General features: G+C 55.9%; 29 protein-coding genes. 18 read left to right on the plus strand and 11 right to left on the minus strand.

Annotated features, from left to right (window positions below):
• Positions 1-40: 40 nt before the first annotated feature.
• Positions 41-874 carry a CE1 family esterase gene (locus DL239_RS03000; protein WP_167682146.1) on the minus strand — a complete coding sequence of 278 codons (834 nt, stop codon included), beginning with the start codon at positions 872-874 and terminating at the stop codon, positions 41-43.
• Positions 871-1,338, minus strand: coding sequence for a rhodanese-like domain-containing protein (locus DL239_RS03005; RefSeq protein ID WP_167682148.1), 468 nt, complete (start codon positions 1,336-1,338; stop codon positions 871-873). The genes DL239_RS03000 and DL239_RS03005 overlap by 4 nt, the downstream gene beginning before the upstream one ends.
• 252 nt (positions 1,339-1,590) lie before the next feature.
• Here DL239_RS03005 and DL239_RS03010 point away from each other — a divergent pair, with 252 nt between their 5' ends.
• The 7 genes from DL239_RS03010 to selD are packed head-to-tail and all read left to right on the plus strand — an operon-like array spanning position 1,591 to position 9,674.
• Positions 1,591-4,452 carry a monovalent cation/H+ antiporter subunit A gene (locus DL239_RS03010; protein ID WP_167682150.1) on the plus strand — a complete coding sequence of 954 codons (2,862 nt, stop codon included), beginning with the start codon at positions 1,591-1,593 and terminating at the stop codon, positions 4,450-4,452.
• Positions 4,453-4,454: 2 nt separating this feature from the next.
• The gene (locus DL239_RS03015) at positions 4,455-4,808 is read left to right on the plus strand and encodes a Na+/H+ antiporter subunit C (RefSeq protein ID WP_167682152.1); all 354 of its coding nucleotides are present in this window, start codon (positions 4,455-4,457) and stop codon (positions 4,806-4,808) included.
• Complete coding sequence (locus DL239_RS03020; protein WP_167682154.1) at positions 4,805-6,361, plus strand: monovalent cation/H+ antiporter subunit D; 1,557 nt, start codon at positions 4,805-4,807, stop codon at positions 6,359-6,361. Before DL239_RS03015 ends, DL239_RS03020 begins: the two co-directional genes overlap by 4 nt.
• Positions 6,358-6,855 (plus strand): Na+/H+ antiporter subunit E, encoded by a 498-nt coding sequence (locus tag DL239_RS03025; protein ID WP_167682156.1) that lies wholly within the window; start codon positions 6,358-6,360, stop codon positions 6,853-6,855. Before DL239_RS03020 ends, DL239_RS03025 begins: the two co-directional genes overlap by 4 nt.
• Complete coding sequence (locus DL239_RS03030) at positions 6,852-7,121, plus strand: K+/H+ antiporter subunit F (protein ID WP_167682158.1); 270 nt, start codon at positions 6,852-6,854, stop codon at positions 7,119-7,121. Before DL239_RS03025 ends, DL239_RS03030 begins: the two co-directional genes overlap by 4 nt.
• 7 nt (positions 7,122-7,128) lie before the next feature.
• Positions 7,129-7,500 carry a Na+/H+ antiporter subunit G gene (locus DL239_RS03035; protein WP_167682160.1) on the plus strand — a complete coding sequence of 124 codons (372 nt, stop codon included), beginning with the start codon at positions 7,129-7,131 and terminating at the stop codon, positions 7,498-7,500.
• Between the two features lie 17 nt (positions 7,501-7,517).
• Positions 7,518-9,674: a selenide, water dikinase SelD gene (gene selD / locus DL239_RS03040; RefSeq protein ID WP_167682162.1), complete on the plus strand. Its 2,157-nt coding sequence runs from the start codon at positions 7,518-7,520 to the stop codon at positions 9,672-9,674.
• A gap of 9 nt (positions 9,675-9,683) precedes the next feature.
• On the opposite strand, the gene mnmH is transcribed toward selD, so the two are convergent.
• Positions 9,684-10,745: a tRNA 2-selenouridine(34) synthase MnmH gene (mnmH, locus tag DL239_RS03045; protein WP_167682164.1), complete on the minus strand. Its 1,062-nt coding sequence runs from the start codon at positions 10,743-10,745 to the stop codon at positions 9,684-9,686.
• 175 nt (positions 10,746-10,920) lie between these two features.
• Here mnmH and DL239_RS03050 point away from each other — a divergent pair, with 175 nt between their 5' ends.
• Positions 10,921-11,406: a MarR family winged helix-turn-helix transcriptional regulator gene (locus tag DL239_RS03050; RefSeq protein ID WP_206188325.1), complete on the plus strand. Its 486-nt coding sequence runs from the start codon at positions 10,921-10,923 to the stop codon at positions 11,404-11,406.
• An 8-nt stretch (positions 11,407-11,414) separates the two neighbouring features.
• Here DL239_RS03050 and DL239_RS03055 read toward each other — a convergent pair whose 3' ends face one another.
• The 5 genes from DL239_RS03055 to DL239_RS03075 form a co-directional block, all read right to left on the minus strand.
• Entirely contained in the window at positions 11,415-12,104 is a 690-nt protein-coding gene (locus DL239_RS03055) for an SOS response-associated peptidase (protein WP_167682166.1), read from the minus strand.
• A gap of 113 nt (positions 12,105-12,217) precedes the next feature.
• Positions 12,218-12,709, minus strand: coding sequence for a helix-turn-helix transcriptional regulator (locus DL239_RS03060; protein WP_167682168.1), 492 nt, complete (start codon positions 12,707-12,709; stop codon positions 12,218-12,220).
• A 39-nt stretch (positions 12,710-12,748) separates the two neighbouring features.
• The gene (locus DL239_RS03065) at positions 12,749-13,222 is read right to left on the minus strand and encodes a PepSY domain-containing protein (protein WP_167682170.1); all 474 of its coding nucleotides are present in this window, start codon (positions 13,220-13,222) and stop codon (positions 12,749-12,751) included.
• Between the two features lie 272 nt (positions 13,223-13,494).
• Entirely contained in the window at positions 13,495-14,349 is an 855-nt protein-coding gene (locus DL239_RS03070) for a dienelactone hydrolase family protein (RefSeq protein WP_167682172.1), read from the minus strand.
• A gap of 178 nt (positions 14,350-14,527) precedes the next feature.
• Positions 14,528-16,105: a bifunctional metallophosphatase/5'-nucleotidase gene (locus tag DL239_RS03075; RefSeq protein ID WP_167682174.1), complete on the minus strand. Its 1,578-nt coding sequence runs from the start codon at positions 16,103-16,105 to the stop codon at positions 14,528-14,530.
• Positions 16,106-16,353: 248 nt separating this feature from the next.
• Between DL239_RS03075 and DL239_RS03080 the strand changes: the two genes are divergently transcribed.
• From DL239_RS03080 to arsC, 3 genes are read left to right on the plus strand one after another with little or no spacing between them, the layout of a single operon-like run.
• Positions 16,354-16,692, plus strand: a complete 339-nt coding sequence (locus DL239_RS03080; protein WP_167682176.1) for a DUF952 domain-containing protein — start codon at positions 16,354-16,356, stop codon at positions 16,690-16,692.
• Positions 16,689-17,747, plus strand: coding sequence for a quinone-dependent dihydroorotate dehydrogenase (locus DL239_RS03085; RefSeq protein WP_167682178.1), 1,059 nt, complete (start codon positions 16,689-16,691; stop codon positions 17,745-17,747). The genes DL239_RS03080 and DL239_RS03085 overlap by 4 nt, the downstream gene beginning before the upstream one ends.
• A complete protein-coding gene (gene arsC, locus DL239_RS03090) occupies positions 17,744-18,085 on the plus strand; it encodes an arsenate reductase (glutaredoxin) (RefSeq protein WP_167682180.1) in 342 nt (113 codons plus the stop codon). Before DL239_RS03085 ends, arsC begins: the two co-directional genes overlap by 4 nt.
• Before the next feature lie 11 nt (positions 18,086-18,096).
• On the opposite strand, the gene DL239_RS03095 is transcribed toward arsC, so the two are convergent.
• Genes DL239_RS03095 through DL239_RS03105 form a run of 3 tightly spaced genes read right to left on the minus strand, consistent with a single transcriptional unit; the run spans position 18,097 to position 20,352 of the window.
• Positions 18,097-19,419, minus strand: coding sequence for an MATE family efflux transporter (locus DL239_RS03095; protein ID WP_167682182.1), 1,323 nt, complete (start codon positions 19,417-19,419; stop codon positions 18,097-18,099).
• The gene (locus DL239_RS03100) at positions 19,403-19,933 is read right to left on the minus strand and encodes a PaaI family thioesterase (protein WP_167682184.1); all 531 of its coding nucleotides are present in this window, start codon (positions 19,931-19,933) and stop codon (positions 19,403-19,405) included. The genes DL239_RS03095 and DL239_RS03100 overlap by 17 nt, the downstream gene beginning before the upstream one ends.
• Positions 19,930-20,352 (minus strand): PaaI family thioesterase, encoded by a 423-nt coding sequence (locus tag DL239_RS03105; RefSeq protein WP_167682197.1) that lies wholly within the window; start codon positions 20,350-20,352, stop codon positions 19,930-19,932. The genes DL239_RS03100 and DL239_RS03105 overlap by 4 nt, the downstream gene beginning before the upstream one ends.
• A 118-nt stretch (positions 20,353-20,470) precedes the next feature.
• Here DL239_RS03105 and DL239_RS03110 point away from each other — a divergent pair, with 118 nt between their 5' ends.
• The 7 genes from DL239_RS03110 to yidD all read left to right on the plus strand — a co-directional run bounded on the left by DL239_RS03110 (position 20,471) and on the right by yidD (position 26,059).
• On the plus strand, positions 20,471-20,839 hold the full coding sequence (locus tag DL239_RS03110; RefSeq protein ID WP_167682199.1) for a MerR family transcriptional regulator: 369 nt from the start codon (positions 20,471-20,473) through the stop codon (positions 20,837-20,839).
• Positions 20,840-21,173: 334 nt separating this feature from the next.
• Positions 21,174-21,584, plus strand: coding sequence for a MerR family transcriptional regulator (locus tag DL239_RS03115; RefSeq protein ID WP_167682201.1), 411 nt, complete (start codon positions 21,174-21,176; stop codon positions 21,582-21,584).
• A gap of 81 nt (positions 21,585-21,665) precedes the next feature.
• On the plus strand, positions 21,666-23,447 hold the full coding sequence (locus DL239_RS03120; protein WP_167682203.1) for an acyl-CoA dehydrogenase C-terminal domain-containing protein: 1,782 nt from the start codon (positions 21,666-21,668) through the stop codon (positions 23,445-23,447).
• 54 nt (positions 23,448-23,501) lie between these two features.
• Complete coding sequence (locus DL239_RS03125) at positions 23,502-23,714, plus strand: hypothetical protein (protein ID WP_167682205.1); 213 nt, start codon at positions 23,502-23,504, stop codon at positions 23,712-23,714.
• Positions 23,715-23,749: 35 nt separating this feature from the next.
• A complete protein-coding gene (locus DL239_RS03130) occupies positions 23,750-24,907 on the plus strand; it encodes an acyl-CoA dehydrogenase family protein (protein ID WP_167682207.1) in 1,158 nt (385 codons plus the stop codon).
• Positions 24,908-24,956: 49 nt separating this feature from the next.
• Positions 24,957-25,589 carry a glutathione S-transferase family protein gene (locus DL239_RS03135; RefSeq protein ID WP_167682209.1) on the plus strand — a complete coding sequence of 211 codons (633 nt, stop codon included), beginning with the start codon at positions 24,957-24,959 and terminating at the stop codon, positions 25,587-25,589.
• Positions 25,590-25,681: 92 nt separating this feature from the next.
• On the plus strand, positions 25,682-26,059 hold the full coding sequence (gene yidD / locus DL239_RS21895; RefSeq protein WP_167682211.1) for a membrane protein insertion efficiency factor YidD: 378 nt from the start codon (positions 25,682-25,684) through the stop codon (positions 26,057-26,059).
• Positions 26,060-26,088 lie beyond the last annotated feature (29 nt).

Here is a 26,088-nt window from a genome sequence, read left to right on the forward strand (position 1 = left end):
CTGCTTAGACGTAACCGATCCAGAAAATCTGTTTGCCCCCTTACATCCCAGCTTCAAACCAATCCAACATTACATCCGACCATCCCTTGGGCACCGTATGACCGCCCGGGAATAGCATGAACTCAATATCCGCCCCCTCGCCGCAGTCCCAGCGGCGGCGTAGGTTATTCTGGTCTTGCCACGTCTTATTAGGCGCGTGGGTGTCGCAGCCATTTGTTTGACGCCACAACTCTAGCCCTGCGTAGATATCACCTTGCTGAAACTGTTTATCCCCTAGATAACGGCCCTCTAACGGTACGGTTTTATCACCCCACCCATGGGCATGAAACAACCGGACCGGGCCAGCACAGCTTTCTGGCTGGGGTCGCCAGAAGCCGCCGGCAACTGGCGCATAGGCCGCGAAATCATCGGGGTGGGCGCAGGCTAGGTAGTTGACCATAAAGGCACCTGCCGAAAATCCGGCCAGAATTGTATCTTGCTGGGATACCCCGAAACGATCACTGGCATCGGCCATGACTTCGCGCAGAAAGGCTGGCTCGTCTCGGCCTTCCCATCCGGGATCGAATACCCACGATCGGTTGCCATTACGACGAAGAGTAGCGTTGGGGGCGATCACTGCGTAGCCGCGGGATTTTAGGGCCTCGACCATTCTTGTGTTTTTCATTGTCCCTGCGCCTGACCCACCGTAGCCATGCAGAAACACCACGACAGGCACGGGCTGCTGTTGAGGGTTCTCTGGCAAGCTTATGTGATACTCGCCTGAGCTAATTTCACAGGGATCAGTCGATCCATCGCAACCTGCGTGGCCTGCACCACCCCAGAGGCTGACGATTCCCCCAATCAAGGCAGTGGCTAGAACGCCTGATCTGCTCATTCCTGCCACCTTGAAACCGGTAGATTATTGGCAATCCAACCTGGTCCTGCGCGTGACCCCATCATGCCTTCAGGTACATCAATGACCTCGGTGAACCCGGCCTCGCTTAACGCCAGTGTCATGCGGGCCGAGCGAACACCGGCGGCGCAGATCAGCGCAATGGGGGCATTTCGATCTCCTCCGGCTGCGTCAGCAACAGCTTCCGCGAAATCCTTGCGCCGCATGTCAATCGGGTGACCGCCCACCGGCACTCCGACGGCCTTCCATTCGCGCGGCGTGCGGATGTCAATTAATGTGATTTCACCCAGTTGGGCCCGCTGATAGGCTTCGGCTACCGTTAGCCTTGGCTGGTCATGATCCGGGGCCTGGACACTCCACCAGACGCCTGCCGCCGCCACGGCAGTCACAGTTGCGCCGCCCACGCCCAGCAGAACATTTCGTCTGGATAGGTTCAATTTGGACATTCGACTCTCCGGATTGGGCTGCTCGACACAATCGGCTTAGCATGTTCAACCGCGGCGGTCTCCAAAAGCCGCTAACGTCGCCATCAAGTTCTTGTCAACGCCGCCTGAAGCCACCATTTGGGGGGTGATCATTCAACAAATGCGGCTCATCCGCTGCAATCCGCCACAGCAAGCGCCGAGAGGGCTGGAACTGGTGGGAAAAAATGCTTAGGCAATTGTAACTTTGCCTTGCCCAAGCCCGGAGAACATCTCGTGTCCTTGTTTCTGATTGCGGCCCTGCCATTTCTTGGTGCGCTATTCCCTGCACTTTTGATCCGTGCCGGGCGCAACGCCGCCGCCGCCTCGGCCGGGTTCACCACCCTTTTGGCCTTTATTGGCTTACTGTTAAACGCCCCTGCGGTTCTGCGCGGCGAGACTGTGCAGGCGCGTCTGGATTGGCTGCCTGGACTGGGATTGAACGCCAACTTTTTCCTGGACGGGTTGGGATTGTTGTTTGCTGGATTGATCCTGGGCATTGGTTTGCTGATCATTCTTTACGCGCGGTTTTACCTATCACGTGAAGACCCGATGGGGCAGTTTTACACCTACCTTTTGCTATTCCAAGGCGCGATGGTTGGTATCGTTCTGTCCGACAACATTTTGCTTTTGCTGGTTTTTTGGGAACTCACCTCGCTAAGCTCGTTCTTGCTGATCGGATACTGGAAACACCTACCCGAAGGCCGTCAGGGCGCGCGAATGGCGCTGGCGGTGACCGGGTCAGGTGGTCTGGCAATGATTGGGGGCATGCTGATTCTGGGTCACATCGTTGGGTCGTATGATCTGACTGTGATTCTTCAGAACAAAGAGCTGATCCAATCCTCGCCGCTGTACATGCCGGCCCTGATCCTGATTCTGATTGGTGCCTTCACCAAGTCGGCTCAGTTCCCGTTCCATTTCTGGCTGCCGCACGCCATGGCGGCACCGACACCGGTCTCGGCCTATCTGCATTCGGCGACGATGGTGAAGGCTGGATTGTTCCTAATGGCGCGGATGTGGCCCGTTTTGGCTGGCACCGAGGCCTGGTTCTATATTGTTGCCACAACTGGACTTATCACCATGGTTCTGGGCGCGGTCATTGCGCTGTTCAAGGATGACCTGAAGGCGCTGCTGGCGTTTTCCACTGTCAGCCACCTTGGGTTGATCACCATGTTGCTGGGATTTGGTACCAAACCGGCAGCCATTGCCGCGGTATTCCATATCGTCAACCACGCCACGTTCAAAGCGGCGCTGTTCATGAGTGCTGGTATTGTCGACCACAGTGCACACACCCGTGACATCAAACGGTTGGGCGGGTTGCGGCATTTGATGCCGATCACCTTTACCATCGTTGTCATTGCATCGCTGTCGATGGCCGGTATCCCGCCGCTGAACGGTTTCCTGAGTAAGGAAATGATGCTGGAAGAGACCATTAACACTCTGTGGCGCGACAATCATTACTTGGTGCCAGCGCTGGCTGTTTTTGCGGCGATGTTCTCGGCTGCTTACTCGTTCCGCTATATCGTCCATGTGTTTCTGGGCCCGCAGCGGCGCGACTATCCAACACAGCCGCATGATCCAGGTGTCGGTCTGTGGCTTGCCCCTGCTTTTCTGGCGACGCTGGTGATTGCGATTGGCCTGACCCCTGGCATCATTTCTGGTCCTGTGGTCTCTTCCGCTGCCGCTGCCGTGATCGGCGACGGACAGGTGCCTTACTTCAAACCCAAGCTTTGGCACGGCGTAAATACGGCCCTGATGATGTCCATCATAGCCATCACTGGCGGGATCTCGCTGCTTTGGGGATATCCAGCCTTGTCACGCGCCTGGAACGCGGCCCCTCGCCCTGAGGCGAAAGACATCTTTGACACCCTGATCGGAACCGTAACCCGGCTGAGCCAACGTGTGACAGACGCGCTGCACAATGGCTCGATCACTCGTTACTCGGCCATCATGGTGTTCTTTACCACCGGCATTTCCTATTACGCCTATCAGTCCGGTGTCGTGTCACAAGCGACCCGCACAGTACAAGAAGCCGGACCACTGCCAATCATCGGTTGGATCAGCCTGGTGCTGGCGACAACCTTCATCGTGGTGTACCACCGCAACCGCCTGTTGTCGTTGGTGTTGATCGGCGTTGTGGGACTGGTTGTGTCGCTGTCGTTCAACTATCTCTCGGCCCCGGATCTGGCGCTAACGCAGATCTCGGTCGAGGTTGTGACCATCATCCTAATGCTGCTGGCACTGAACTTTCTGCCAAAAGATACTCCGGTTGAAAGCCCTGTCAGCACTCGGTTGCGTGACGGTGCCATTGCAACTGTTGCCGGGGCTGGGGTTGGTGGTCTGATCTATGCGCTGATGACCCGTGACTTCATGGCATCATCCATTTCGGAATTCCACCTTGCCAACTCTTACAAGGGTGGCGGCGGTACCAATGTGGTCAACGTGATCCTCGTCGATTTCCGTGGGTATGATACCTTTGGCGAGATCATCGTGTTGGGCATTGCAGCGGTTGTGATTTACGCGCTGACTGAGGCTATTTTGGGCTCCAAAGTGCGGGCCTATCTGTTGAACCGAAAACCAGACCTGCCACAGGATGGCGACCCTCACCCATTGATGATGGTTGTTGCCACACGGGTGATGATGCCATTGGCGCTGATGGTAGCGGCCTATATCTTCTTCCGCGGGCACAACCTGCCGGGTGGTGGTTTCATCGCCGGTTTGATCGCCGCGATTGCGATGCTGATGCAGTACATGGCCTCTGGCTTTGGCTGGGCGGCAGAGCGGCAGCGGTTCTATTACCACGGCATCATCGGGTCCGGCGTGCTGATTGCCGCCGCCACCGGTATGGGATCCTGGCTGGCGGGCAGACCGTTCCTGACCAGTTCCTTTGGCTATCTGCACTGGCCGCCACTAGAGAAATTTGAGTGGGCCACTGCCGCCCTATTCGATCTTGGCGTTTTCCTTGCTGTTGTAGGTGCCGTGATGCTGACACTGGAGAGCCTGGCGCGATTTGCCTGGCAGCCGGGCATGCAGTCGGAACACCCAATGGACATCAACCCGGCCCGCGATGACGCGGCTAAAGAAAAAGAGGAGGCTTGAGCATGGAAATCCTGTTTGCCTCGGCCGTTGGCATTTTGACCGCTGCGGGGATTTATCTGATCCTGCGCAAGCGCACCTTTCCCGTCATTTTGGGGCTTTCACTGCTGACATACGGCGTCAATCTGTTCCTGTTTGCAACAGGGCGATTGATGGTCAACGCACCACCCGTTTTGAACAAATACGCCGAGGTTGCCTATACCGATCCGCTGCCACAGGCGCTGGTACTCACGGCGATTGTGATCTCATTTGGTATGACCGCCGTTGTGGTGATGATCGCGCTGGGGGCCTATCTGTCAGCCAAAGACGACAAGATCGACATGATCGAAGACGCAGAGCGCGCAGGAGACGACGCATGAACCACTTGCTGATTGCGCCAGTAGTGCTGCCCGCCATTGTCGCGCCTTTTACCATCATGGTGCTGCGTCACCATCTAAGCCTGCAACGGATCTTCTCGCTCGCCAGTACTCTCGCCCTGCTGGCCATTTCGCTGGTGCTGGCCGCGCAGGCGGCAAATGGCACCGTGCAGGTCTATGAGCTGGGCAACTGGCCTGCACCGTTTGGCATTGTGCTGGTGCTGGATCACCTATCGGCAATGATGCTGCTGCTGACGTCAGTACTCGCACTGGCCGTGGTTCTGTATGCCATCGGGTCAGGTTGGGACAACCGGGGCCGTCATTTTCACGCGCTGTTGCAGTTCCAGTTGATGGGCATTCTGGGTGCGTTTCTGACCGGTGACGCGTTTAACTTGTTTGTATTCTTCGAAGTTCTGCTGATCGCTTCCTACGGGTTGATGATCCACGGAGGCGGCACCAAGCGCCTGCAAGCTGGCGTTCAATATGTGGTTTATAACCTTCTCGGTTCTAGCCTCTTCCTGTTTGCCCTAGGCACCATCTATTCGGTAACTGGCACCCTGAACATGGCCGATCTGGCTGTGCGGGTAAGGGAACTGTCCCCTGATGACACGGCCCTGCTGCGGGTTGGCGCGATCATGCTGCTGCTGGTGTTTGCGATCAAGGCCGCGGTTCTGCCGTTACACTTTTGGCTGCCTGCGTCCTATGCCAATGCGCCGCTGCCAGTGGCCGCCTTGTTTGCCATCATGACCAAAGTGGGCGCCTATGGCATCCTGCGTATGTACACGCTGGTGTTTGGCCCTGAGGTTGCCGCCACGGTCGGGTTGGTTGGCGACTGGCTGCTACCTGCCGCCATGCTGACGCTGGGCGCTGGTGCGATTGGTGTGCTGGGATCACGTGAAATTGGCCGGTTGGTGGCCTTTGGCGCTATTGCATCAATGGGCACACTGTTGATTGCGGTCGCACTTATGACACCGCAAGCCGCCTCTGCCGCTTTGTATTATGCGGTGCATTCGACCCTGGCAGCTGGCCTGTTGTTCCTGATCGCCGATCTAGTGATGGAGCGCCGAGGTGGAGCTATCGTTGCTCAACGTCCAATGGCGCAAACCGGATTGATTTCCACGCTGTTCTTTGTCGGAGCCATAGCAATGGCCGGCATGCCGCCGTTGTCTGGTTTCATTGGCAAGCTGCTGGTGATGGATGCTGCGCGCGACAATGATCTGGTCTGGTGGGTCTGGACTGTCATTCTAGCGGGCTCGCTGGTTACCATCGTCGGGATGGCCCGTGCCGGATCCGAGGTTTTCTGGAAGAGCCACGACACCAGCCACATCCGAGAAGCTGAACCCGAGCTGGCAGAAGACGATAGTCAACCCGAACAGGAGGACGTCGCGCAGACGGCCCCTGCGCTGCCATTTGTCGCCTGCTTTGGCCTGTTGGGTAATCTGGTTCTACTGACCATATTCTCGGGCCCAATGATGGAGTACACCGATGCCACGGCCGCACAGCTGTTTGACCCTAGCATCTACATCGACGCGGTTCTGAGGAGGGCTGAGCAATGAGACTACTGCAACGCATGCTGCCGCACCCGATCCTAACTTTGCTGCTGACCTTGACCTGGTTGCTGCTAGTCAATGGTTGGTCGCTGAATTCGCTGGTGTTTGGATTTGGACTTGGACTGATCATTCCTTTTGTCACCCAGCCTTTCTGGCCAAACCGCCCTACGATCAAGCGCCCGATCAAGGTGATCCAGTATGTCCTTTTGGTGCTCTATGACATCGTGGTGGCCAATGTGGTTGTCGCCAAGATTGTTGTGTTCAAATCCAACGATGCGCGGCAGCCCAACTGGGTGACCATCCCGCTAGAGCTGCGCACACCCGAGGCGATCACCGCGCTGGCGGGAACCATCACAATGACCCCCGGCACCCTATCGGCTGATGTCTCCGCCGAGGGGCACGCGCTGCTGGTTCATTGTCTGGATGCCCCGAACCCGGACGAAGTACGTGACGAGATCAAACAGCGCTATGAGCGCCGCCTGATGGAGATTTTCGAATGATCACCTATGCTGCAATATTCGCCTTTGGTTGCTTTGCCCTGGCGGTTCTGATGAACCTTTGGAAAGTGCTGTTCGCGGATGAAATCGCGGATCGCATTCTGGCGCTGGACACAATGTTCATCAATGCCATCGCCCTGATGGTGCTATACGGCATTGCACTAGGCACCGGCATCTATTTTGAAGCCTCGATGATCATCGCCATGCTCGGCTTTGTTTCTACCGTGGCCTATGCGCGGTTCATCCTGCGCGGCAACATCATCGAGTGAGGCAGACATGAACCTGTTTTTCGAAATACTGATCACCGGATTTCTAATCATGGCTGGTGTCTTCGGCTTGGTCGGCTCGTTTGGGCTGCTGAAGCTGAATGATGCCATGTCGCGGCTGCACGCCCCCACCAAGGCGACAACGCTAGGGGTTGGTGGCGTGCTGCTGGCCTCGATGACCTTTGCCTTTGCCAAGGGGCCACACTGGTCGGTACACGAGCTGATGATCACGCTGTTCCTGCTGCTGACTGCTCCGATCACAGCGAACTTTATCGCCAAGGTGCATATCCACCAGAAAGAAACCCGCGACAGCCTGCCTGCGGCGGGTGAAGACGGTTCTTGGGCGACCCAGAATCTGGATGAGACTGGCGACCAAAGCTAAGCAAGGCCCTATAGACCATGAATGACCCGCATTTGCCGCTGACCCGAGATCTGGTTTTGATTGGAGGCGGGCATGCCCATGCTCTGGTGCTGCGCAAGTGGGGTATGTTACCGATGCCCGGAGCCCGGCTGACGGTCATCAACCCAACCCCGACGGCTGCCTACTCTGGCATGTTGCCGGGGTTTATCGCAGGTCACTACAGCCGCGATGAACTGGACATTGACCTTGTAAAACTGGCTCGTTTTGCAGGCGCGCGGGTGATCCTTGGCGCCGCCACTGGGATCGATATTACTGCCCGTCAGGTGCAGGTTCCTGGCCGACCACCGGTGGCCTATGACGTGGCCTCGATCGACGTTGGTATCACGAGTGAAATGCCCAACCTGCCCGGTTTCGCAACCCATGGCGTTCCGGCGAAACCTTTGGGAACCTTTGCCGCCAAGTGGGATGCCTTCCGTAATGGACAAGACCGGGCGCACATCGCAGTTATCGGCGGCGGCGTAGCTGGTGTCGAGCTGATACTGGCCATGGCCCATGCCCTACGCCAGCGTGGTCGGTTGGCGCAGGCGACACTGATCGACAATGCCGAGGCATTGAAGGGCGTAAGCAGAAAGGCCCGCGCCAAACTGCGCACAGCCCTGACTGAACAGGCTGTAACGCTGATTGAGAACGCTGATATTGCCAACATTGAGTCCGACCACATCCGCCTGACGGATGGCCGAGAGGTACTGTCGGACTTTACCACAGGAGCAGCGAGCCCGCGCCCCTATGAATGGATCGCCCAGTCGGGTTTGAACCAGGCTGATGGCTACATTGATGTGACAGCCCAACTGCAAAGCTCGGACCCGGTGGTATTTGCCGCCGGTGACTGTGCACACCTTAGCCACGCGCCACGACCCAAGGCCGGGGTCTTTGCGGTGCGTCAGGCTCCGGTTCTGTTTGACAATCTGCAGGCCGCGATAAGTGGCGGAGATCTGAGGGCCTACAAGCCGCAGAAGGATTATCTGAAACTGATTTCGCTAGGCGAGAAATCGGCGCTTGCCGATCGGTTTGGCCGTGCCCCATCCGGGCCGCTGATGTGGCGTTGGAAAGATCACATCGACCAGACATTCATGACCCGTTTCCGCGATCTGCCACAGATGGAACAGCCGTCGCTGCCAAGCTATCACACGCTGGGAGTGGCTGAGGCGCTGGGGGACAAGCCGATGTGCGGCGGCTGTGGAGCCAAGGTTGGCCGCAATGCCCTGCGCACTGCCCTAGCCCCAATGCCAGATGGTGGACGCGATGATATCACGCCTCTGCCCGGTGATGATGCCGCACTGCTGACGACAGGCGGCGCAAAACAAGTTATCAGCACGGACCACCTACGTGCCTTTTGCGCCGACCCCGTTATGATGACCCGCATTGCGGCAGTTCATGCCCTTGGCGACATCTGGGCCATGGCGGCAGATCCACAGGCGGCAACCGCCAATCTGATCTTACCCCGCATGTCGGCTGAGCTGCAGGAACGCACATTACGCGAGATCATACAGACCGCAGGTGACGTGATGCGCGATGCAGGGGCCGAAATTATTGGCGGCCATACCTCACTAGGGGATGAGCTAACGGTCGGGTTTACCGTGACTGGCCTGTGCCCTCGGCCTCCGGTCACTTTGGCTGGAGCCAAATCCGGTGATGTGTTGATCCTGACCAAACCGATCGGATCCGGCGTGATCATGGCAGCTGAAATGTCGGGCCTTGCAGATGGTGCCTGGGTGGCCGCTGCGTTGGCCCAAATGTCCCGTCCGCAAGCCCGATCAGCAAAGATCCTGCAAGAGGCCCATGCGATGACGGATGTGACCGGGTTTGGCCTGTACGGCCATCTTGCAGGAATGTGCGAGGCGTCGAACGTCGGGGCAGAAGTGAATTTCGACGCGGTGCCGCTGATGTTGGGCGCTGCCGAGCTAGCAGCGAAAGGCGTTCGTTCATCATTGTTTGATGACAACCACGCGATAGCACCTTGGGTTCAGACAACCGGCGCGCAGGAACTGTTGTTTGATCCGCAGACGGCCGGTGGACTGCTAGCAGCCGTTAGCGCGGACGAGGCCGAAGAGATGGTGCAGGCATTGCATCAGGCTGGCGAGGACGCGGCAGTTATCGGATCAGTCACACAGGGAAGTGGGATCGTCATCGCCTAGTATGGCATCCTATTGGTTCGAATAGCTTTGCATCAGCTTGGCAAGCTGATCCGCAGCGCCAGCCAATCCATCGGCGTCTAGCTCAGCGACTTGCACTTCGGCGATGACTTCGACGTCCAAGGTTTGGCGAGACTTGGCATAAGATGGGTCATAATGCTGCACCATCAGGGATTCTGTCAGCGCGGGTTTGTCGTCGGCCTCTATCAACGCCAGCCAATGATCCACCACCGCATGTGATCGATGCGCGCGCAGCGGTTCCAGCTTGCTGCGCAGTTTAACAGCATTCGACAGTATGTCGTCATAGGCCTGCACCAAATACCGGCATCGCGCGTCTACCGGGGCGGAGATCTGAATACGGGGGGCTACTTTCATTGCATTCCATAACACAGGCGGAATAATCCGTTCGCCGATTTTGCTTGATTCCGCTTCGATCAGCACTGGGCGGGAAGGATCCAAACGGACAAGCTGCGCGGCGAGCTCAGTTTCAAAGGCTTTTTGACTGGGCTGAGGGCCGTTCATTCCACCAAGCAAAGAGCCACGGTGGTTGGCCAATCCTTCCAGATCTAACACCTGCACACCGCGGGCTTGGGCCAGTTTCAGCAGATCGGTTTTGGCGGTTCCAGTATAGCCATCCAGCGCCACCAGCTGATGAACCATTGGTGTGTCATACAGGTAGGCTTTGACCAACCGCCGATAGGTTTGATAGCCGCCTTCAATCACCTCGGCCCGCCACCCGATCTGTTGGAGTAGCCAGGTAAAAGACCCGGAACGTTGACCGCCACGCCAACAATACACCAGCGGCTGCCAGCCACCGTCTTTGTCTGCCAGCGCGGTCTCGACGTGGTGTGCGGTATTGCGGAAGACCATTGCCGCGCCCAGCTTGCGGGCAAGAAAGCGGCTGCGTTGCACATACATCGTGCCAACTTGAGCACGTTCATCGTTATCCAATACCGGAAGGTTTATTGCACCCGGCAAGTGATCTTCGGCAAATTCGTCCGGGCTTCGGACATCGATCACACTATCATAAGAATGATCCAATAATTCTATCAAAGATGAAAAAGTCAAAGCCATCCGTCACCTCTAGCTGCAGCAACGCATAAGGGAAAGCGCCGTTTCCCGAACGAAACTGGGAAAAGCTGCTTGTCTCTGCCCACTTCGGAAAAGTAACCTTATGTTGAGCGTTTCATCGCACTCTCACAATAAGGGTGTCCTTCCACCCGAAAACTAGGATAGGTTGTAGATCACTATGGAATTACCCCCTCTGGACATACATCGCATGCCCGGGCACCTGATCCGCAGGTTAAATCAGATATCTGTGGCCCAATTCATGGAACGGATTTCCAGTGCTGGGCTTAACCTGACGCCGGTCCAATATGCGGCACTATGCGCGATCCGCGAAAACCCCGGGATTGATCAAGCCTCGGTTGCTGGGCTGATTGCATATGACCGGGCGACACTTGGCAAGGTCATTGATCGGTTAGATGCCCGCGGGCTGGTACTGCGCAAGGTGTCCAAATCCGACCGTCGTGCACGTGAATTGTTCCTGTCTGACGATGGCGAGGCACTGCTGGCTGCTGCCCATCCTTTGGTAGAGGCCGCGCAACCTGAAATCCTGTCTGGGCTTACGCCCGAAGAACAGGAAGAACTTGTTCAGCTGATGCAAAAGACCATCCGTGCAGGTAATGAATTAAGCCGAGCACCGCACAGAGAGCTAGAGAAAGACGCGAAGTAAGCGTCACCTTAGATCAGCTGGCCACGGGGTACGTCATCAGCGGCAAAGGGTTCGATCAATTCAGGTCCCGATGCGCGGTTTGAATTGACTGCGGGGTCGACCCTGTGACATGTCAGAACCCCCTCGTCGCTGGGCTGCATCAGCGTCGCGGCTCCCTGCCCTGCCTCTCCCAACCAAAGCGGCCATTCGTGTTGTTCCAGAATTACAGGCATTCGATGGTGAATGGTTGAAATGGTTTCATTGGCATGGGTGGTGACAATCGCACAGGTGTTGATCGGATCGTCCCTGCCCCAGCTCTGCCAGATCCCGGCAAATGCCAGCTGCGCGCCGTCGCGACGCTGGATATACCATGGCAATCTGGCCCCCTGTTCATCCTTGGTCCATTCATAAAAGCCGCTAACTGGGATCAGGCAACGGCGTTCACGACAGGCTTTGGCAAAGGCTGGTTTTTGGGCAATGGTTTCGGCCCGTGCATTGATCAGCAAGGGGCCTGCCGAAGCGGTCTGGTACCAATGTGGCAGAAACCCCCAGCGCATAGACACCAACTGACGCCCTGTTTCGCCCGATTGCACTACGTGCACTTGAGTTGTGGGACAAACATTGAAGTTTGGTACGGATGGCAAATTGTTCGCCGATTGCGCCGCAAATAGCTGCGCCATGGCATCATTCGGAAGGGTGGTTGCAAAGCGTCCGCACATGCTGTGATCTTAAGCGTCGCTTGTGAGGGCGTCAGCCTTAAACCCTAGGAATTCTGCAAATTCTTGAAAACTGGGCGGCTGACTGACCGAAGAAGTGTAAATACCTGCTCTGCTCAGTTCTCCGGCAGCAGTTCTTCTATCAAAACCCCAAGCAGCTGGGTTCGCGTCTTGACTGCAGCCTTGCGGTAGATCGAACTGTTTTGTGACTTAACCGTCCCCTGAGTTGTACTCCGCATTTCTGCAATTTCCGCAACCGATAGGCCCTTTATGGTGAGCATAGCGATGTCTTTCTCAGCCGTGCTTAGCCCCCAGCGTTCGAATTGCGTGCACAGCATGGCGAAAAACTCTCCCTGCGCTGAACGTAAAAGGCGCTCAATTTCCTGATTGCGGCGCCGCAGTTGGCGGTGGCTTTGCCAAATTAATAGTGCCCCAGTTGTGAAACCCAAGAGAGTGGCTAGGGAGACCAACTCGTGCACGAGCCAACTGCCTGATAACAGGTAGTACCCAGTGATTTCTCCAAACAGTTGGGCAAAAAAACCCAAGGCGGAGGCCAGATAGATCAGGCCACCAACCTTGAACAATTGTGATGAATTCAGAGGGCCCATTAACAGGCTGTCTTTTGCATCAGATGATCTCTGTTTCGCTTAGTCATCATCACCGTCATCGCCATCATCGCCGCCGTCATCGCCATCGTCGCCGTCGTCGTCGTCGTCACCATCATCGCCGTCGTCATCACCATCGTCGCCGTCGTCGTCACCATCATCGCCGTCATCGTCACCGTCTTCGCCGTCGTCATCTCCGTCTTCGCCGTCATCGTCGCCGTCGTCATCTTCCTCTTCATCTTCCAGATCGTCCTCTGGATCGTCTTCACCGTCGTCATCTTCGATTTCGGTTCGATCACGCAAGATGGTACCATCTTTCCCCAAGACAATTTCGCGCTCAGCCGTTGGTCCTGACGCTTCGAATTTGGTGTTCCCAAACAAGGTTCGGGTGATCTCAATTCGTGTATAACCTTCGTCGGTCAACTCCTGAATGATGTCATCTCTGGAGCTTTGAGCCAGTGCCGTCGTTGCCATCAAAATTGCTGTGGCGCTCATCAGTATTGTTTTATTGAACATCTACTTTTCCTCGATCTGGATATGGGGCCAACTGACCATGTCATGGCAATATCCGGAATACGACTTTGGTTGAAATGACTGTTTATAAGCAAAAGAACTAGCGGCCCAAAAGCCAGTACCCACTGACTGTCGAGAATATCACTCGATCACCACTAATTTCAGCGAAGCATCGAATATCATGAGGCGCAGGGAAAACTCGACAGGCCTTCAGTCATCAAAAATGCTGGTTGATCGCTAAAGTGATGCAGCCGGGCGTCGAGAAACGTTCAGGGTCAGGGGATTCCAACCTTCAGAAACCTGAGCACCCGTGAAATTGCATCAGCGTGGGCCTCAGCATCATAGTGGTTGTCCTGGAACCACATGGACTGAGGTTTGCTGGCATGGATGTCGCCACTCTTGGCATAAGCCGGGTTATCAAAGAAATGAGTGGCAGAGGAATACTCGTGGAGCGAAACCGGGAAATTGTTTGCCCGGGCCTGCTGAACAAACCCCCGGCAGGTTGCAAGAGAAATCAACTTGTCCGCGTCCCCGGCCAGTAACATCATCGGTACCGTCACAGACCCATCAACTGGGCAGACAGGATAAACCGCAATAGCCAACTGTGGGGCGAACTCTGGCGGAACACGGGAGTTTTCTGCCGAAACTGTTGTGAACAGGTGGGAGCCACCCAAAGAAAACCCGAGAAGGCTGATACGCGTGTCATCCACTTCTGGCTGCGCGGCGAGGTATCGAAAGGCGCTGTAGGCATCATCAGGCATATTCATTGCAGGCGTGTCACGGTAATCTGCGCCACCGCGCGATCCAAAACTGTCGACGACCAAAGCCTCGTAACCGGCCTCGGATAATGTTTGTGCCCAATTCAGGTGTGACTGAGTAAGGCCATCACCACTAACAAGAAGGATCACTGCTGGGTTTGGACCTGCTCCCTCAGGATTAAACCTTATCCCCTTCAGTTCGATCCCGTCATCGGGTAGCAGCTCAATGCTCTTGGCTTGGGCCTGACGTACCTTAAAGGCGGAGGGCTGAATTGGTGTAGATTGGAAGGTGACCTCTTCCTGAGCAAAAGCACCCTCTGCTCCAAATCCGAGACCAACGATAATTCCGAAAACAGGTAAGAACCGCATCATACTATTGCTCCCTGGCAAAGGCACACTCGAGCCATCCTACCAGATCTACGGATTTGTGTCATTTTTGGTTAAAGCACGCCCATACTAGGAACACAGTTCACAAGAGTTCAAAAAAAGCCCCACTGACCAATGGTCAGCGGGGCTTAAACTCATATCAATGAGTTCTTATGTCTAGTTCTCACTTCTGAGAAATACGGCCATCGATGTATGGCGTATATGGCGAATTTGTTGCCATGTACTCTGCCAAGACATCAGCCAGATCGGGACCAAAGTCGTAGGCGTTCTTATCGTCACCTGCGAACATTTTGTAGCCGTCGCCGCCGCCACGTACATAGTTGTTGGTCACAACCATGTACGTTTTGGCCGGATCTACTGCAACGAAACCGTCGCCATCAGCGACCATCACATCCTGAATGCGGCCTTCGCCGGCTGCAACACTTGCGTCCCAGCTGAACTTAAGACCGGCAACCTGTGGGAATCGGCCTTTGACTTCTTCGACTTGGCTTACACCGTTTTCCAGTGCGGCAACCAGAGTTGCGCCATCCAGTTCAAAGGTCGACAGGGTGTTCTGGAACGGCAGAACCGACAGTACTTCGCCCATGGTGACTTCGCCCGGCTCCATGCTGGCACGAATGCCGCCCGAGTTGGCAATCGCAATTGTTACGCCTTGGTCCTTGACCCGAGCAAGCATCGCGTCTGCTACAAGGTTGCCCATCTGGCATTCCTGGATACGGCACATAGCCCGGTCACCGTTGATGGCTTCAGCCGACTCGGCCACGACCTTGGTGCGGATTTCCTCTAGTGGTGTGCCCAGCTCGGCAATGCGCGCTACGGTGGCTTCGTCTTCGGCCACGGTTGCGTCCATGCTCAGCGGCTCACCTGAAGCCACAACAACATTACCAGCGTCGTCAAATGTCACGTTCAGCTCGCCCAGGAACTTGCCATAGGCATAGGCCTGAACAATCGCGGTGTCGTTGACCATAGTTGGGTAAGGACCAACAGCACGGTCGGATACGTTCGACAGGTAGCTGTTCGAGTGGCCGCCAACGATCACGTCAACACCGGTTGTTTCAGCGGCAACCTTTTGGTCAACAACATAGCCAGAGTGGCTGAGTACGATGATTTTGTTCACGCCTTCAGCTGTCAGGCGGTCAACTTCGGCCTGAACCGCAGCAACCGGATCGCCAAAGGTGATGTTCTTGCCTGGGCTGGCCAAATCGTGGGTATCTTCTGGTGTCAGGCCAATCAGGCCGATCTTTTCACCGCCACGTTCGATCACTGTGGATTTCTTCAGAACACCAGCCAGAGCAGGCTCGGCGCTGACGTCGGCGTTGGACATCAGTACAGGGAAGCCAACAGAATCCATGAAGCCACGCAGAACTTCTGGGCCGTCGTCGAACTCGTGGTTGCCAACGGTCATGCCGTCGTAACCCAGCTTGTTCATCATCTCGGCTGCGACTTTACCCTTGTAGTAGGTGTAGAATAGCGAACCCTGGAATTGGTCGCCACCGTCCACAAGGATCGAGTTGTTGCTGCGCGCACGCGCATCGGCGATAGCTGTCACCAGACGAGCAGACCCACCAAAACACTTGCCTTCGGCGTTGTCACCTTCGCGGCAACCGCTGTCATATTTGCTGACCGGCTCAAACCGGGAATGGAAGTCATTGGTGTGCAAAATAGTCAGGTTGTAATCGGCTGCTGCCATACCAGCTGTCAGCCCCAAGGCGGCGACTGAAGTCAGAATTCGCATCATCATAATAGTATTCTCCCAGGTTTCTTCTTTTTTTATCGCCCTCAAAGCGGGCATCGTTTCGCCAGCATAAGGGAATAGGACATATTCGCGTCCAGCTTCTGGAATCGCAAGAATAATATCACCATCCCCTCAAACAGATCGGTATTCAGTCTGCGTGACAGAGCCATGACAGGTCAGGGGGAAAAGCACGGGTTTCGAAGCAGCTGCGCCAATGGCTTGACCCTGACGCAGCCGCAGGGCATCAGACAGCCATGCTGATATACAAAATCTTTCGTGCCGACGAATGGGCGGCATTCGACACTCAGGGGGAAACTCTGGGCGCCGCAATCGATCTGAGCGATGGCTTCATTCACTTTTCTACGGCGGAACAGGCAGCTGAGACAGCCGCCAAGCATTTTGCTGGGGTAGAGGGACTGATGTTGCTGGCCTTTGATACCGAAACGCTGGGCGACGCCCTGAAATGGGAAGTTTCGCGCGGGGATGCACTATTCCCACATCTCTTCCGAGCGCTCAAACGCAGCGAGATGCTGTGGGTAAAGCCCCTGCCCTTTGTCGATGGCGCACATCAATTCCCGGAAGATCTAGCATGAACTTGATTGAAAAAATGGGCCTGAAGGCTCTGCATCAGGTCGACCCGGAAACCGCACATGGATTGTCTATCAAGGCTTTGAAGATGGGGCTGGTGCCAACGCCCGGCCCGGTGACTTCTCCCCGGTTGAAAACAACACTTGCGGGGATGGATTTACCCAACCCTGTAGGGCTGGCCGCAGGGTTCGACAAAAACGCCGAAGTCTTGGCGCCGCTGTCGCAGTCGGGTTTTGGCTTTATCGAAGTCGGCGCCGCCACGCCGCGCCCGCAGCCGGGCAATCCAAAGCCACGCCTGTTCAGGCTGACCGAGGACCGCGCTGCGATCAACCGGTTTGGCTTTAACAACGAAGGCATGGAAGTGATCGCCCAGCGCTTGTCACAACGCCCCAAGAATGCGGTGATTGGTCTGAACCTTGGCGCCAACAAGGATAGCGATGACCGGGCCAGTGATTTTGCGCGAGTGTTACAGCACTGCGGCGCTCATTTGGATTTTGCCACGGTCAATGTATCGTCTCCGAATACCGAAAAACTGCGTGACCTGCAGGGCAAGGCCGCATTGACGGCCTTGCTGAGCGGCGCAATCGACATGCGCAACACGCTAGAGCGTAAGATCCCGGTATTCTTGAAAATTGCACCGGACCTGACAGCTGAGGAGTTGGAAGACATCGCCGCGGTTGCTGTGGAAACTGGTGTCGATGCGGTGATCACCACCAACACCACCCTGTCGCGTGATGGCTTGCAAAGTGCCCACAAAGGCGAGGCAGGTGGTCTGTCAGGCGCACCTTTGTTTGAGAAATCAACCCGTATTCTGGCGCAACTGTCGCAAATGCTGGACGGTAAAACCCCACTGGTTGGCGTAGGCGGTATCAGTACAGCCGAGCAGGCCTATGCCAAGATCTGTGCCGGTGCTAGCGCCGTGCAACTGTATACCGCGCTGGTCTATCATGGCCTGTCGTTGGCGGGTGATATCGCCCGTGGGTTGGATGACCTGCTGGCCCGCGACGGGTTTGACAATGCCTCGCAGGCAGTTGGTAGCAAGCGTGAGGATTGGCTATGATCACCTATTGGCACAATCCGCGCTGTTCCAAGTCCCGTGCTGGACTGGCCTTATTGCAGGAAAAGGACGTCGAAGTTGAAACGCGACTTTATCTCAAGGATGCGCCCTCGCTTAAAGAGATCAAGCAGGTGCAGGCCGCTCTTGGGGTCGCACCTTTCGACATGATGCGCAGCAAGGATGCCCTGTTCAAGGAAATGGGACTGAGCAAGGAAAGTTCGCAGGCAGAGCTGCAAGCTGCAATGGCTGATCACCCTGCACTGATCGAACGGCCTATAGCCATTCTCGGAGATAAGGCTGTGATCGGCCGCCCAACCGAGGCACTTGAGGCGTTGATCTGAATACTCGGCGTTTAGGCTGTTCGCGACTCTAACGCAGGGTAGCGAACAGCAAGACTAACGCCGCGGGCCACAAACGAAATCAGCAGAGCTGACCAAAGCCCGTGATTGTCCAGCAACGGAACCAGTGTGACCACAGCAGCGCCGTAGATGGCAAAGCTGACCAGCATCATGTTGCGCATATCACGTGTAGCCGTTGCACCAATGAAAATCCCATCGAGCATCCAGGCCGCCCATCCCAGCGGCGGAGCCAGCACCATATAGGGTAGATAGACACGGGCGGTCTCGCGCACCTCCTGTGACGTTGCCATGATGTCGATGATCAAGCCGCCAGCCAGCGCAAATACAATCGCCAGCACGACAACCACCATCAGCCCCCAGAAACTGGTTAGCCAAGCACTGCGCCGCAATAGTTTGCTCTGACGTGCGCCTACCGCCTGCCCGACCAGAGTTTCGGCCGCAAAAGCAAAGCCGTCCATTGCATAGGCTGTAATCAACAGAAATTGCAGCAACACCTGATTGGCGGCCAAAATTACATCGCCGAACCCGGCGCCAAAGAACAGGAAGCCGACAAACATGGCCTGCAATAACAGGGAACGGATCAGTATATCGCCATTGACCGTTGCCATATGGCGCAGCCGAACCCTATCAAACACCTGTACCCAGTTGTGCCAGTCCGGCATCTGCAAGACACCTCGGCAAAACCACAGGCCTAGCGCCAGCCCTGACCACTCCGCCAGGAAGGTCGCGTAGGCAACCCCGTTCACCCCCCAGCCCAGTTGCAGGACAAACCACAAATCGAGCAGGATATTGACGCCATTCATCCACAGTTGCAGCACCAGAACAGCACGGGTGCGCTCCTGCGCGATCAACCAACCGGTGATTCCATACAGGCCAATTGCTGCGGGCGCCGACCAAACCCGGATGCGCAAATAGTCCTGCGCCAGGGTTTCGACTTCCGGTGTTGCCGGGGCCAGTTGGAAAGACAGGTAAAACAACGGTGCCTGTAACAAGATCAGGGCCGAACCAGCTGCGAACCCTATTAACAATGCGCGGGTTAGCAGCGCGGCCACTTCGCCACGCTCACCCGCCCCCAAGGCCTGACTGGTCAGACCCACCGTGCCCATGCGCAAGAAACCAAACACCCAATAGAGCGCTGACAGTATGATTGCGCCGATGCCGACCGCCCCTATAGGTGCAGCCGCGCCAAGTTGGCCAACAACGCCAGTATCAACCGCGCCCAAAATAGGCACGGTTGCGTTCGACAAAACGATAGGCAGCGCGATTTTTAGGACGCGACGGTGCCCCAATGGAGAGGTGTCAGGTTTGTTTTGCATCACGCTTGTCTTCGCCCTGTGGCATCAGGAAGTGGCCGACGGCCTGCGCAAAGGGTCTGTCCTTGTTGTCCTGCCAAGCCTCGACCCGAACACTGGCAAATCGCCGCCCTGAGCGTGCTACGACGGCCCGAGCATAGGCGTCTCGCGGCAAGCCTGAGCGAAGGTAGTCGACCGTGAAATCAATTGTCTTGGGCTGTCGCGGCAATTTCCCTGCGGCCATGTCGGCTGGGTCCAGTTCACCTGCCTCGATCTTGGCCCAAAGATGCTGCCAGTTCAGTGCCATCATCGCGGTCATTTCAAGAAAGGCTGCCGTGGTGCCTCCATGAAGAGCTGGCAGATACGGATTACCGATCAGCTTTTCATTAAAGTTCATCTGGCCGGTCAGCTCGTCACCGCGGCGGTCAAAACTGATGTTCAGAAAGCGAATATATGGAACGGAGTCTACCAAAGCGGTCAAGGCAGCATCCCGGCGTTGCTTGACCACCTGCATCGGTTCAGGGCGAGGACGGTTCAAAACGAGGCCTCCACTGAAAAGGCTGCAGTTGCGGTGGCAACAGGGCGGTCTTGATCGTCATCCATGGCCACGGCCCGTACAAAAGCAACGTTTCGGCTGATGTGGTGACAGGTGGCCTTGGTTGTGATGGCCTGCCCCGGCGTTGCAGCCCGCATGTATTCTATTCGCAAATCAATGGTGGCGGTTCCACCTGGCGCCTCAGGGTGGCTCATCACAGCGGCGCCACAACAGGTATCCATCAAGGCCGACACAGCGCCGCCGTGGATAACGCCGGTGTTTGGATCACCGATTAGCTTGGTGTCATAGGGCATTGAAATTTCGGCAGTTCCACCACCGATATTCGTCAGCTTCATTCCTAGTTCCTGCGCGTGGGGAATTGCTTGAATAAATTGTCGCGCCAACTGCGTTTTATCTGCCATGCTGTCGTCCCTTGATACCTGCGCTCAGCTTTATGCGCTGCTGGATGCTGAATGAGCAACCCCACCTGTTGCACTACACAAAGCAAGTGCCTAGGTTGCCCCCAAGGGAGGATGGTGGATGACCGAAACAAGATTGTCATTCAAAGAGATGTGCGCGGCGTTTGATGTGACGCCACGTACCCTTCGCTATTATGAATACATAGAACTGTTGCAGCCAGATCGTGAAGGACGGTCGCGTTTTTATACCGCGCGTGAACGTGCGCGGATGAAGCTGATCATGCGCGGCCGTCGTTTTGGGTTTCAGCTGGAAGAGATCCGCCAATGGCTGCAAATCTACGAAAACGAAGGCAACGAAGCGCAATCGCAAGCGTTTCTGGAAATGGCGGATCGCCAATTGATCGAGCTACAGTCGCAGCGTGAGCAAATTGATGAAGCGCTGACCGAGCTTAAAAAGCTGCGCGCCACCGCAGTTCGCAGTCTGTCTTAGATACGCCACCTGACATTGAAAAATCGTTTCTCCAAGCCCTGCTCCAAGCCCTGCTCCAAGCGGGGCTTTTTGTTTTGTACTTTGTAGAGCACAAGCGCCAAGAATCACGTTGCGACTATCCCCAGAACGCTAAACCCGACAAAAAACCGCCATGCGCGCAGTAAAATCGCTGTCAGGCGACCGAAGACCCCAGAACGACGCTGCGTCAGATTAGCCAGACCCCACGTCACAAGCAGGCTGACGTAGGGTATAACTTACGTCAACGTAAAGGCTGTGCTGTAACCATGTTCGAGCAACTCAGCCTAGTTCAATACCAGTAGCGAGAGTGACCGAAATGACTGAACAGACTGACGTAACATTGAACATCCGAGAGATGTGCGACGCCTATCAGGTGACGCCTCGTACTTTACGGTTCTATGAGGCCAAAGAGCTGTTGTTTCCGATCCGCGAGGGTCAGAAACGTTTGTTTACCAAACGTGATCGTGCCCGGCTGAAGTTGATTCTGCGCGGCAAGCGGTTTGGATTTAGTCTGGAGGAAATCAGACAGCTGTTGGATCTCTACCATATGGGCGACCAGCAACATACTCAGATCCAGCGCACCTATGAAATTGGCCGTGAGAGACTGGTCGATATGGAACGTCAGCGTGACGAGTTGAATGAGGCTATTGAAGAGCTGAAAGAACAATTGAAATGGGGCGAAAAGGTTATCGCCTCTGCAAAGAATGGCCAGGAGGCTGCCGAATAGGTCACCTGCCCCTGCCCTAATCCGCCACCGATATACGGTGGCGCCAAAACACCGCTGTATCGAAAGACAAAAGAGGCCCCAATGCCGGTATATAACGCCCCCATCAAAGACATGCAGTTCCTGTTGCACGACGTTTTGAAAGTCACAGCCTCTAGCGTGCCCGGCTATGACGAGCTGGACACCGATTTCACCAATGCGATCTTGGAGGAGGCCGGCAAAATCGCAGGCGAAGTTCTTCAACCGCTGAACATCGTGGGCGACACCGAGGGCTGTACGCTGGAAAATGGTGTTGTCCGCACACCGACAGGGTTCAATGCGGCCTTTGATCAAATGAAAGAAGGCGGCTGGACCGGGCTGGACATGCCAGAACAGTACGGTGGTCAGAACATGCCCTATGTCATGGGCACTGCTGTGGGCGAGATGTTCTCGGGTGCCAACCAAGCGTTTGTTATGTATCAGGGCCTAACTCATGGCGCAGCTTCGGCCATTTTGGCACACGGAACCGACGCGCAAAAAGACACCTACCTGCCGAATATGGTGTCCTGTGAATGGACCGGCACTATGAACCTAACCGAGCCACACTGTGGCACCGACTTGGGTCTGATGCGAACCAAAGCAGAGCCGCAAGATGATGGCAGTTACAAAGTTTCGGGCCAAAAAATCTTTATCTCGGCTGGCGAACACGACATGGCCGACAACATCATCCACCTGGTGCTGGCCAAGATCCCCGGCGGCCCCGACGGCATTAAGGGCGTGTCGCTGTTCATCGTGCCCAAGTTCATTGTCAACGATGACGGCACATTGGGCGACCGCAACGGCGTATCGGTTGGCAACATCGAGAAGAAGATGGGCATCCACGGCAACTCGACCTGTGTGATGAACTATGACGAGGCCACTGGCTATTTGCTAGGGACCGAGCACAAGGGCATGCGCGCCATGTTCACGATGATGAACGAGGCCCGTTTGGGTGTTGGCATGCAGGGCGTCGCACAGGCCGAGGCCGCCTATCAGAATGCGGTGGAATACGCCAAAGATCGTCTGCAAGGCCGCGATGTCACCGGAGCCAAGAACCCTGAAGGACCTGCCGACCCGCTGATTGTGCATCCCGACATCCGTCGTTCTTTGATGGATCAGAAGAGCTTTGCCGAGGGCGGTCGCGCGTTCCTGCTGTGGGGGGCGTCGATGATTGATGCTGCACATCGCGATGGCGACAAGGATGCCGATGGGTTGGTGTCCCTGTTGACCCCCGTCATCAAAGGATTCCTGACCGATGAAGGCTATGACATGACCGTGCGCGCACAGCAGGTCTATGGCGGTCACGGCTACATCGAAGAACACGGTATGAGCCAGTTCACCCGCGATGCCCGTATTGCCCAGATTTATGAAGGCGCGAATGGCGTGCAGGCGCTGGACCTAGTTGGCCGTAAGCTGGGCGCTGATGGTGGCAAGCACGTGATGGCGTTCTTTGAACTGGTCAAAACATTCTGCAAGGAAAACGGCGACATTTCCGAGGGTTTCACTGCTGATTTCATTGAACCGCTGAAATCAGCCAGTAAGGATCTGCAGGCCGCGGGCATGTACTTTATGCAGAACGGTATGAAGAACCCCAACAATGCGCTGGCCGGGTCCTATGATTTTATGCACATGTTCGGCCACGTCTGCCTTGGCCTGCTTTGGGCGCAGATGGGTAAGGCAGCGCAAGGCGCGCTTGACGCTGGGGCCTCTGACGCGGCGTTCTATGAGACAAAGCTGACAACCGGCCGGTACTATATGGCTCGTCGCCTGCCGGCCACCGCAATGCATCTGACCCGCATTCAAAGCGGTGCAGACACTGTGATGGCGCTGCAGGCTGACCAATTCTAAGATAGGGATGGCGGGGAACCTCTCCGCCTTTCCACCCTGTTTCAAGGATCTGATATGCCTAAACGATTTCGCCTGACTCGACGCTTTCCTGTTGCCATGACCGAAGACGGCTATCGCCGCCTAAAACGGTTCGCAACCGAGGCCGGGCTGGACGAAGGCGAGGCCCTGTCGTTCCTGTTTGAAAACTTCGACAGTGTCACCGACACCGAGAACCTGACTCACCGGCTTCGCTTGTTCAACAGCGATCTGGACGCCAGAAAAAGATAGGTAAGCGCCGAGACCAGCGCACCTAGGGGAGAGAAATGACTTTCGAGACCAACACACAATCGGCATGGATGACCGACGAACACCAGATGCTGGCCGATATGACGGCACAGTTCATCACCAATGAATGGGTGCCCAAGTACGATGCTTGGCGCAAACAGGGCATGATGGACCGTAACACCTGGGACCAGGCCGGAGAGCTGGGCCTGCTGTGCCCCTCAATCCCCGAAGAGTTTGGCGGCGCAGGCGGTGATTTTGGCCATGAGGCCGCAATCCTGATCGAAAGCAGCCGTGCCAATCTTGCCAGCTGGGGCGTTGGTATCCACTCGGGTATCGTTGCGCATTATATTCTGGCCTATGGCAGTGAAGAGCAGAAACAACGCTGGCTGCCACGCATGGTCTCCGGAGAAATGGTTGGCGCATTGGCTATGACCGAACCGTCAACTGGATCGGATGTTCAGCGGATCAAGACCAAGGCCATTCGCGATGGCAATGCCTACCGCCTAAGTGGCCAAAAAACGTTTATTACCAACGGCCAACATGCCAATCTTATCATTGTAGCAGCCAAGACCGATCCGTCACTTGGCTCCAAAGGTGTGTCACTGGTTGTGGTCGAATCTGACGACGCAGCTGGATTTCAGCGTGGCCGCAACCTAGACAAAATCGGTCTGCACGCGGCTGATACATCGGAATTGTTCTTTGACAATGTCGAAATCCCGCCTGAAAATATTCTGGGCAATACCGAGGGTCAGGGTTTCTACCAGATGATGCAGCAGCTGCCGCAGGAACGTCTGATCATCGCCGCCGGCGCCGTGGGTGCTATGGAAGGCGCGGTTGAACGCACGATCGCCTATTGCAAGGAACGCGAAGCATTTGGCGGGCCGTTGACCCAGTTCCAGAACACCCGGTTCACGCTGGTTGAATGCCTGACCAAGACTAAAGTAGCGCGGGCTTTCTTTGACGAATGCATGGCCGACCACCTGCGCGGAGAGCTGACCGTTGAGAAAGCCGCAATGGCTAAATACTGGATCACTGACACTCAGGGCGAAGTGCTGGATGAATGCCTGCAAATGCACGGCGGCTATGGCTTTATGCAAGAATACGCGGTCGCCGAAATGTGGACCGATGCAAGGGTGCAGCGGATCTATGGCGGCACCAACGAGATCATGAAAGAGCTGATTTCGCGCAGCCTTTGACATCAGAGCGGGTCTTGGGCCTGCGACAGAAAGAATTTGGGAGCAAACCATGACAATCAAACTTCACTGCTTTGGCGAAAGCGGCCATTCATATAAGGCGGCACTGGCACTGGAACTATCAGGCCTGGACTGGGAGCCGGTCTTTGTTGATTTCTTCAGCGGCGTTCATCGCACAAGCGAGTACCGTGATCTGAACGTAATGGCCGAAGCCCCGGTGCTGATCGACGGCGATGTCCGTCTGTCTCAGTCGGGTGTAATCCAGCAGTACATAACCGACAAGACGGGTAAATTCGGTGGCGCACCGGAAGACAAGTACGAGGTGCTGCGCTGGGTTCTGTGGGACAATCACAAACTGTCCAGCCAGATTGGCATGACACGTTTCCTGATGAATTTTTTGCCCGAAGAGAAACGGCCCGCTGATGTGATCGGATTCATGAAGGGTCGCCTGAAGGCCGCCTTTACTACGTTGAACATGCACCTAGAAGGACGTGAATGGATTGTTGGCTACAGCTTGACCAATGCAGACCTGACCTGCTGCGGTTACCTTTTCTACGAAGAACCCTTTGGCTTTGACCGTAAGGACTACCCCCATATCGACGCTTGGCTAAACCGCATCAGCGCCCTGCCCGGCTGGAAACACCCCTATGATCTGATGCCCGGCAACCCGTCGGACCGTGCCTAGGAGAGACCCGAAGTGGTGACGCATGTGATTGAAATCGAGCCTTCGAGAGACTACGCTCTGCTCAGACGTGTATTATGTCGGGGTGCTATTTCATGCTATCAAGTTTCTCCCTATTGGGGATCCGCGCCTACCAGTCCTGGATTTCACCCTACAAAGGGTACCGCTGCGCCTACTCAATCCTACACGGCGGCACAGGCTGCTCTGGCTTTGCCAAGCAGGAGATTCAGCGGAATGGTATCAAATGTGCCATGCCAAAAATTCGCAGCAGGTTTGCCGACTGCCGTTTGGCGTTGGAGACCCTGCAAACAAACCAGCATGAAGCCCAATCTGGACCTGACAAGAAGAAAAAAGGGACCAGAGAATGTGACTGGAGCCATCTGCACCGATGCTCGGGCGATCCTCGCATGGAGAACGTGGATTGCTGCCCGGGCAATGCGGACTGCTGTCCGGGCGATTGCGGCAACTTCTGACGAACTCTCATTTCCGATATTTCTACAAT

Source organism: Parasedimentitalea denitrificans, from assembly GCF_011813015.1.
In the GTDB taxonomy this organism is placed as follows: domain Bacteria; phylum Pseudomonadota; class Alphaproteobacteria; order Rhodobacterales; family Rhodobacteraceae; genus Parasedimentitalea; species Parasedimentitalea denitrificans.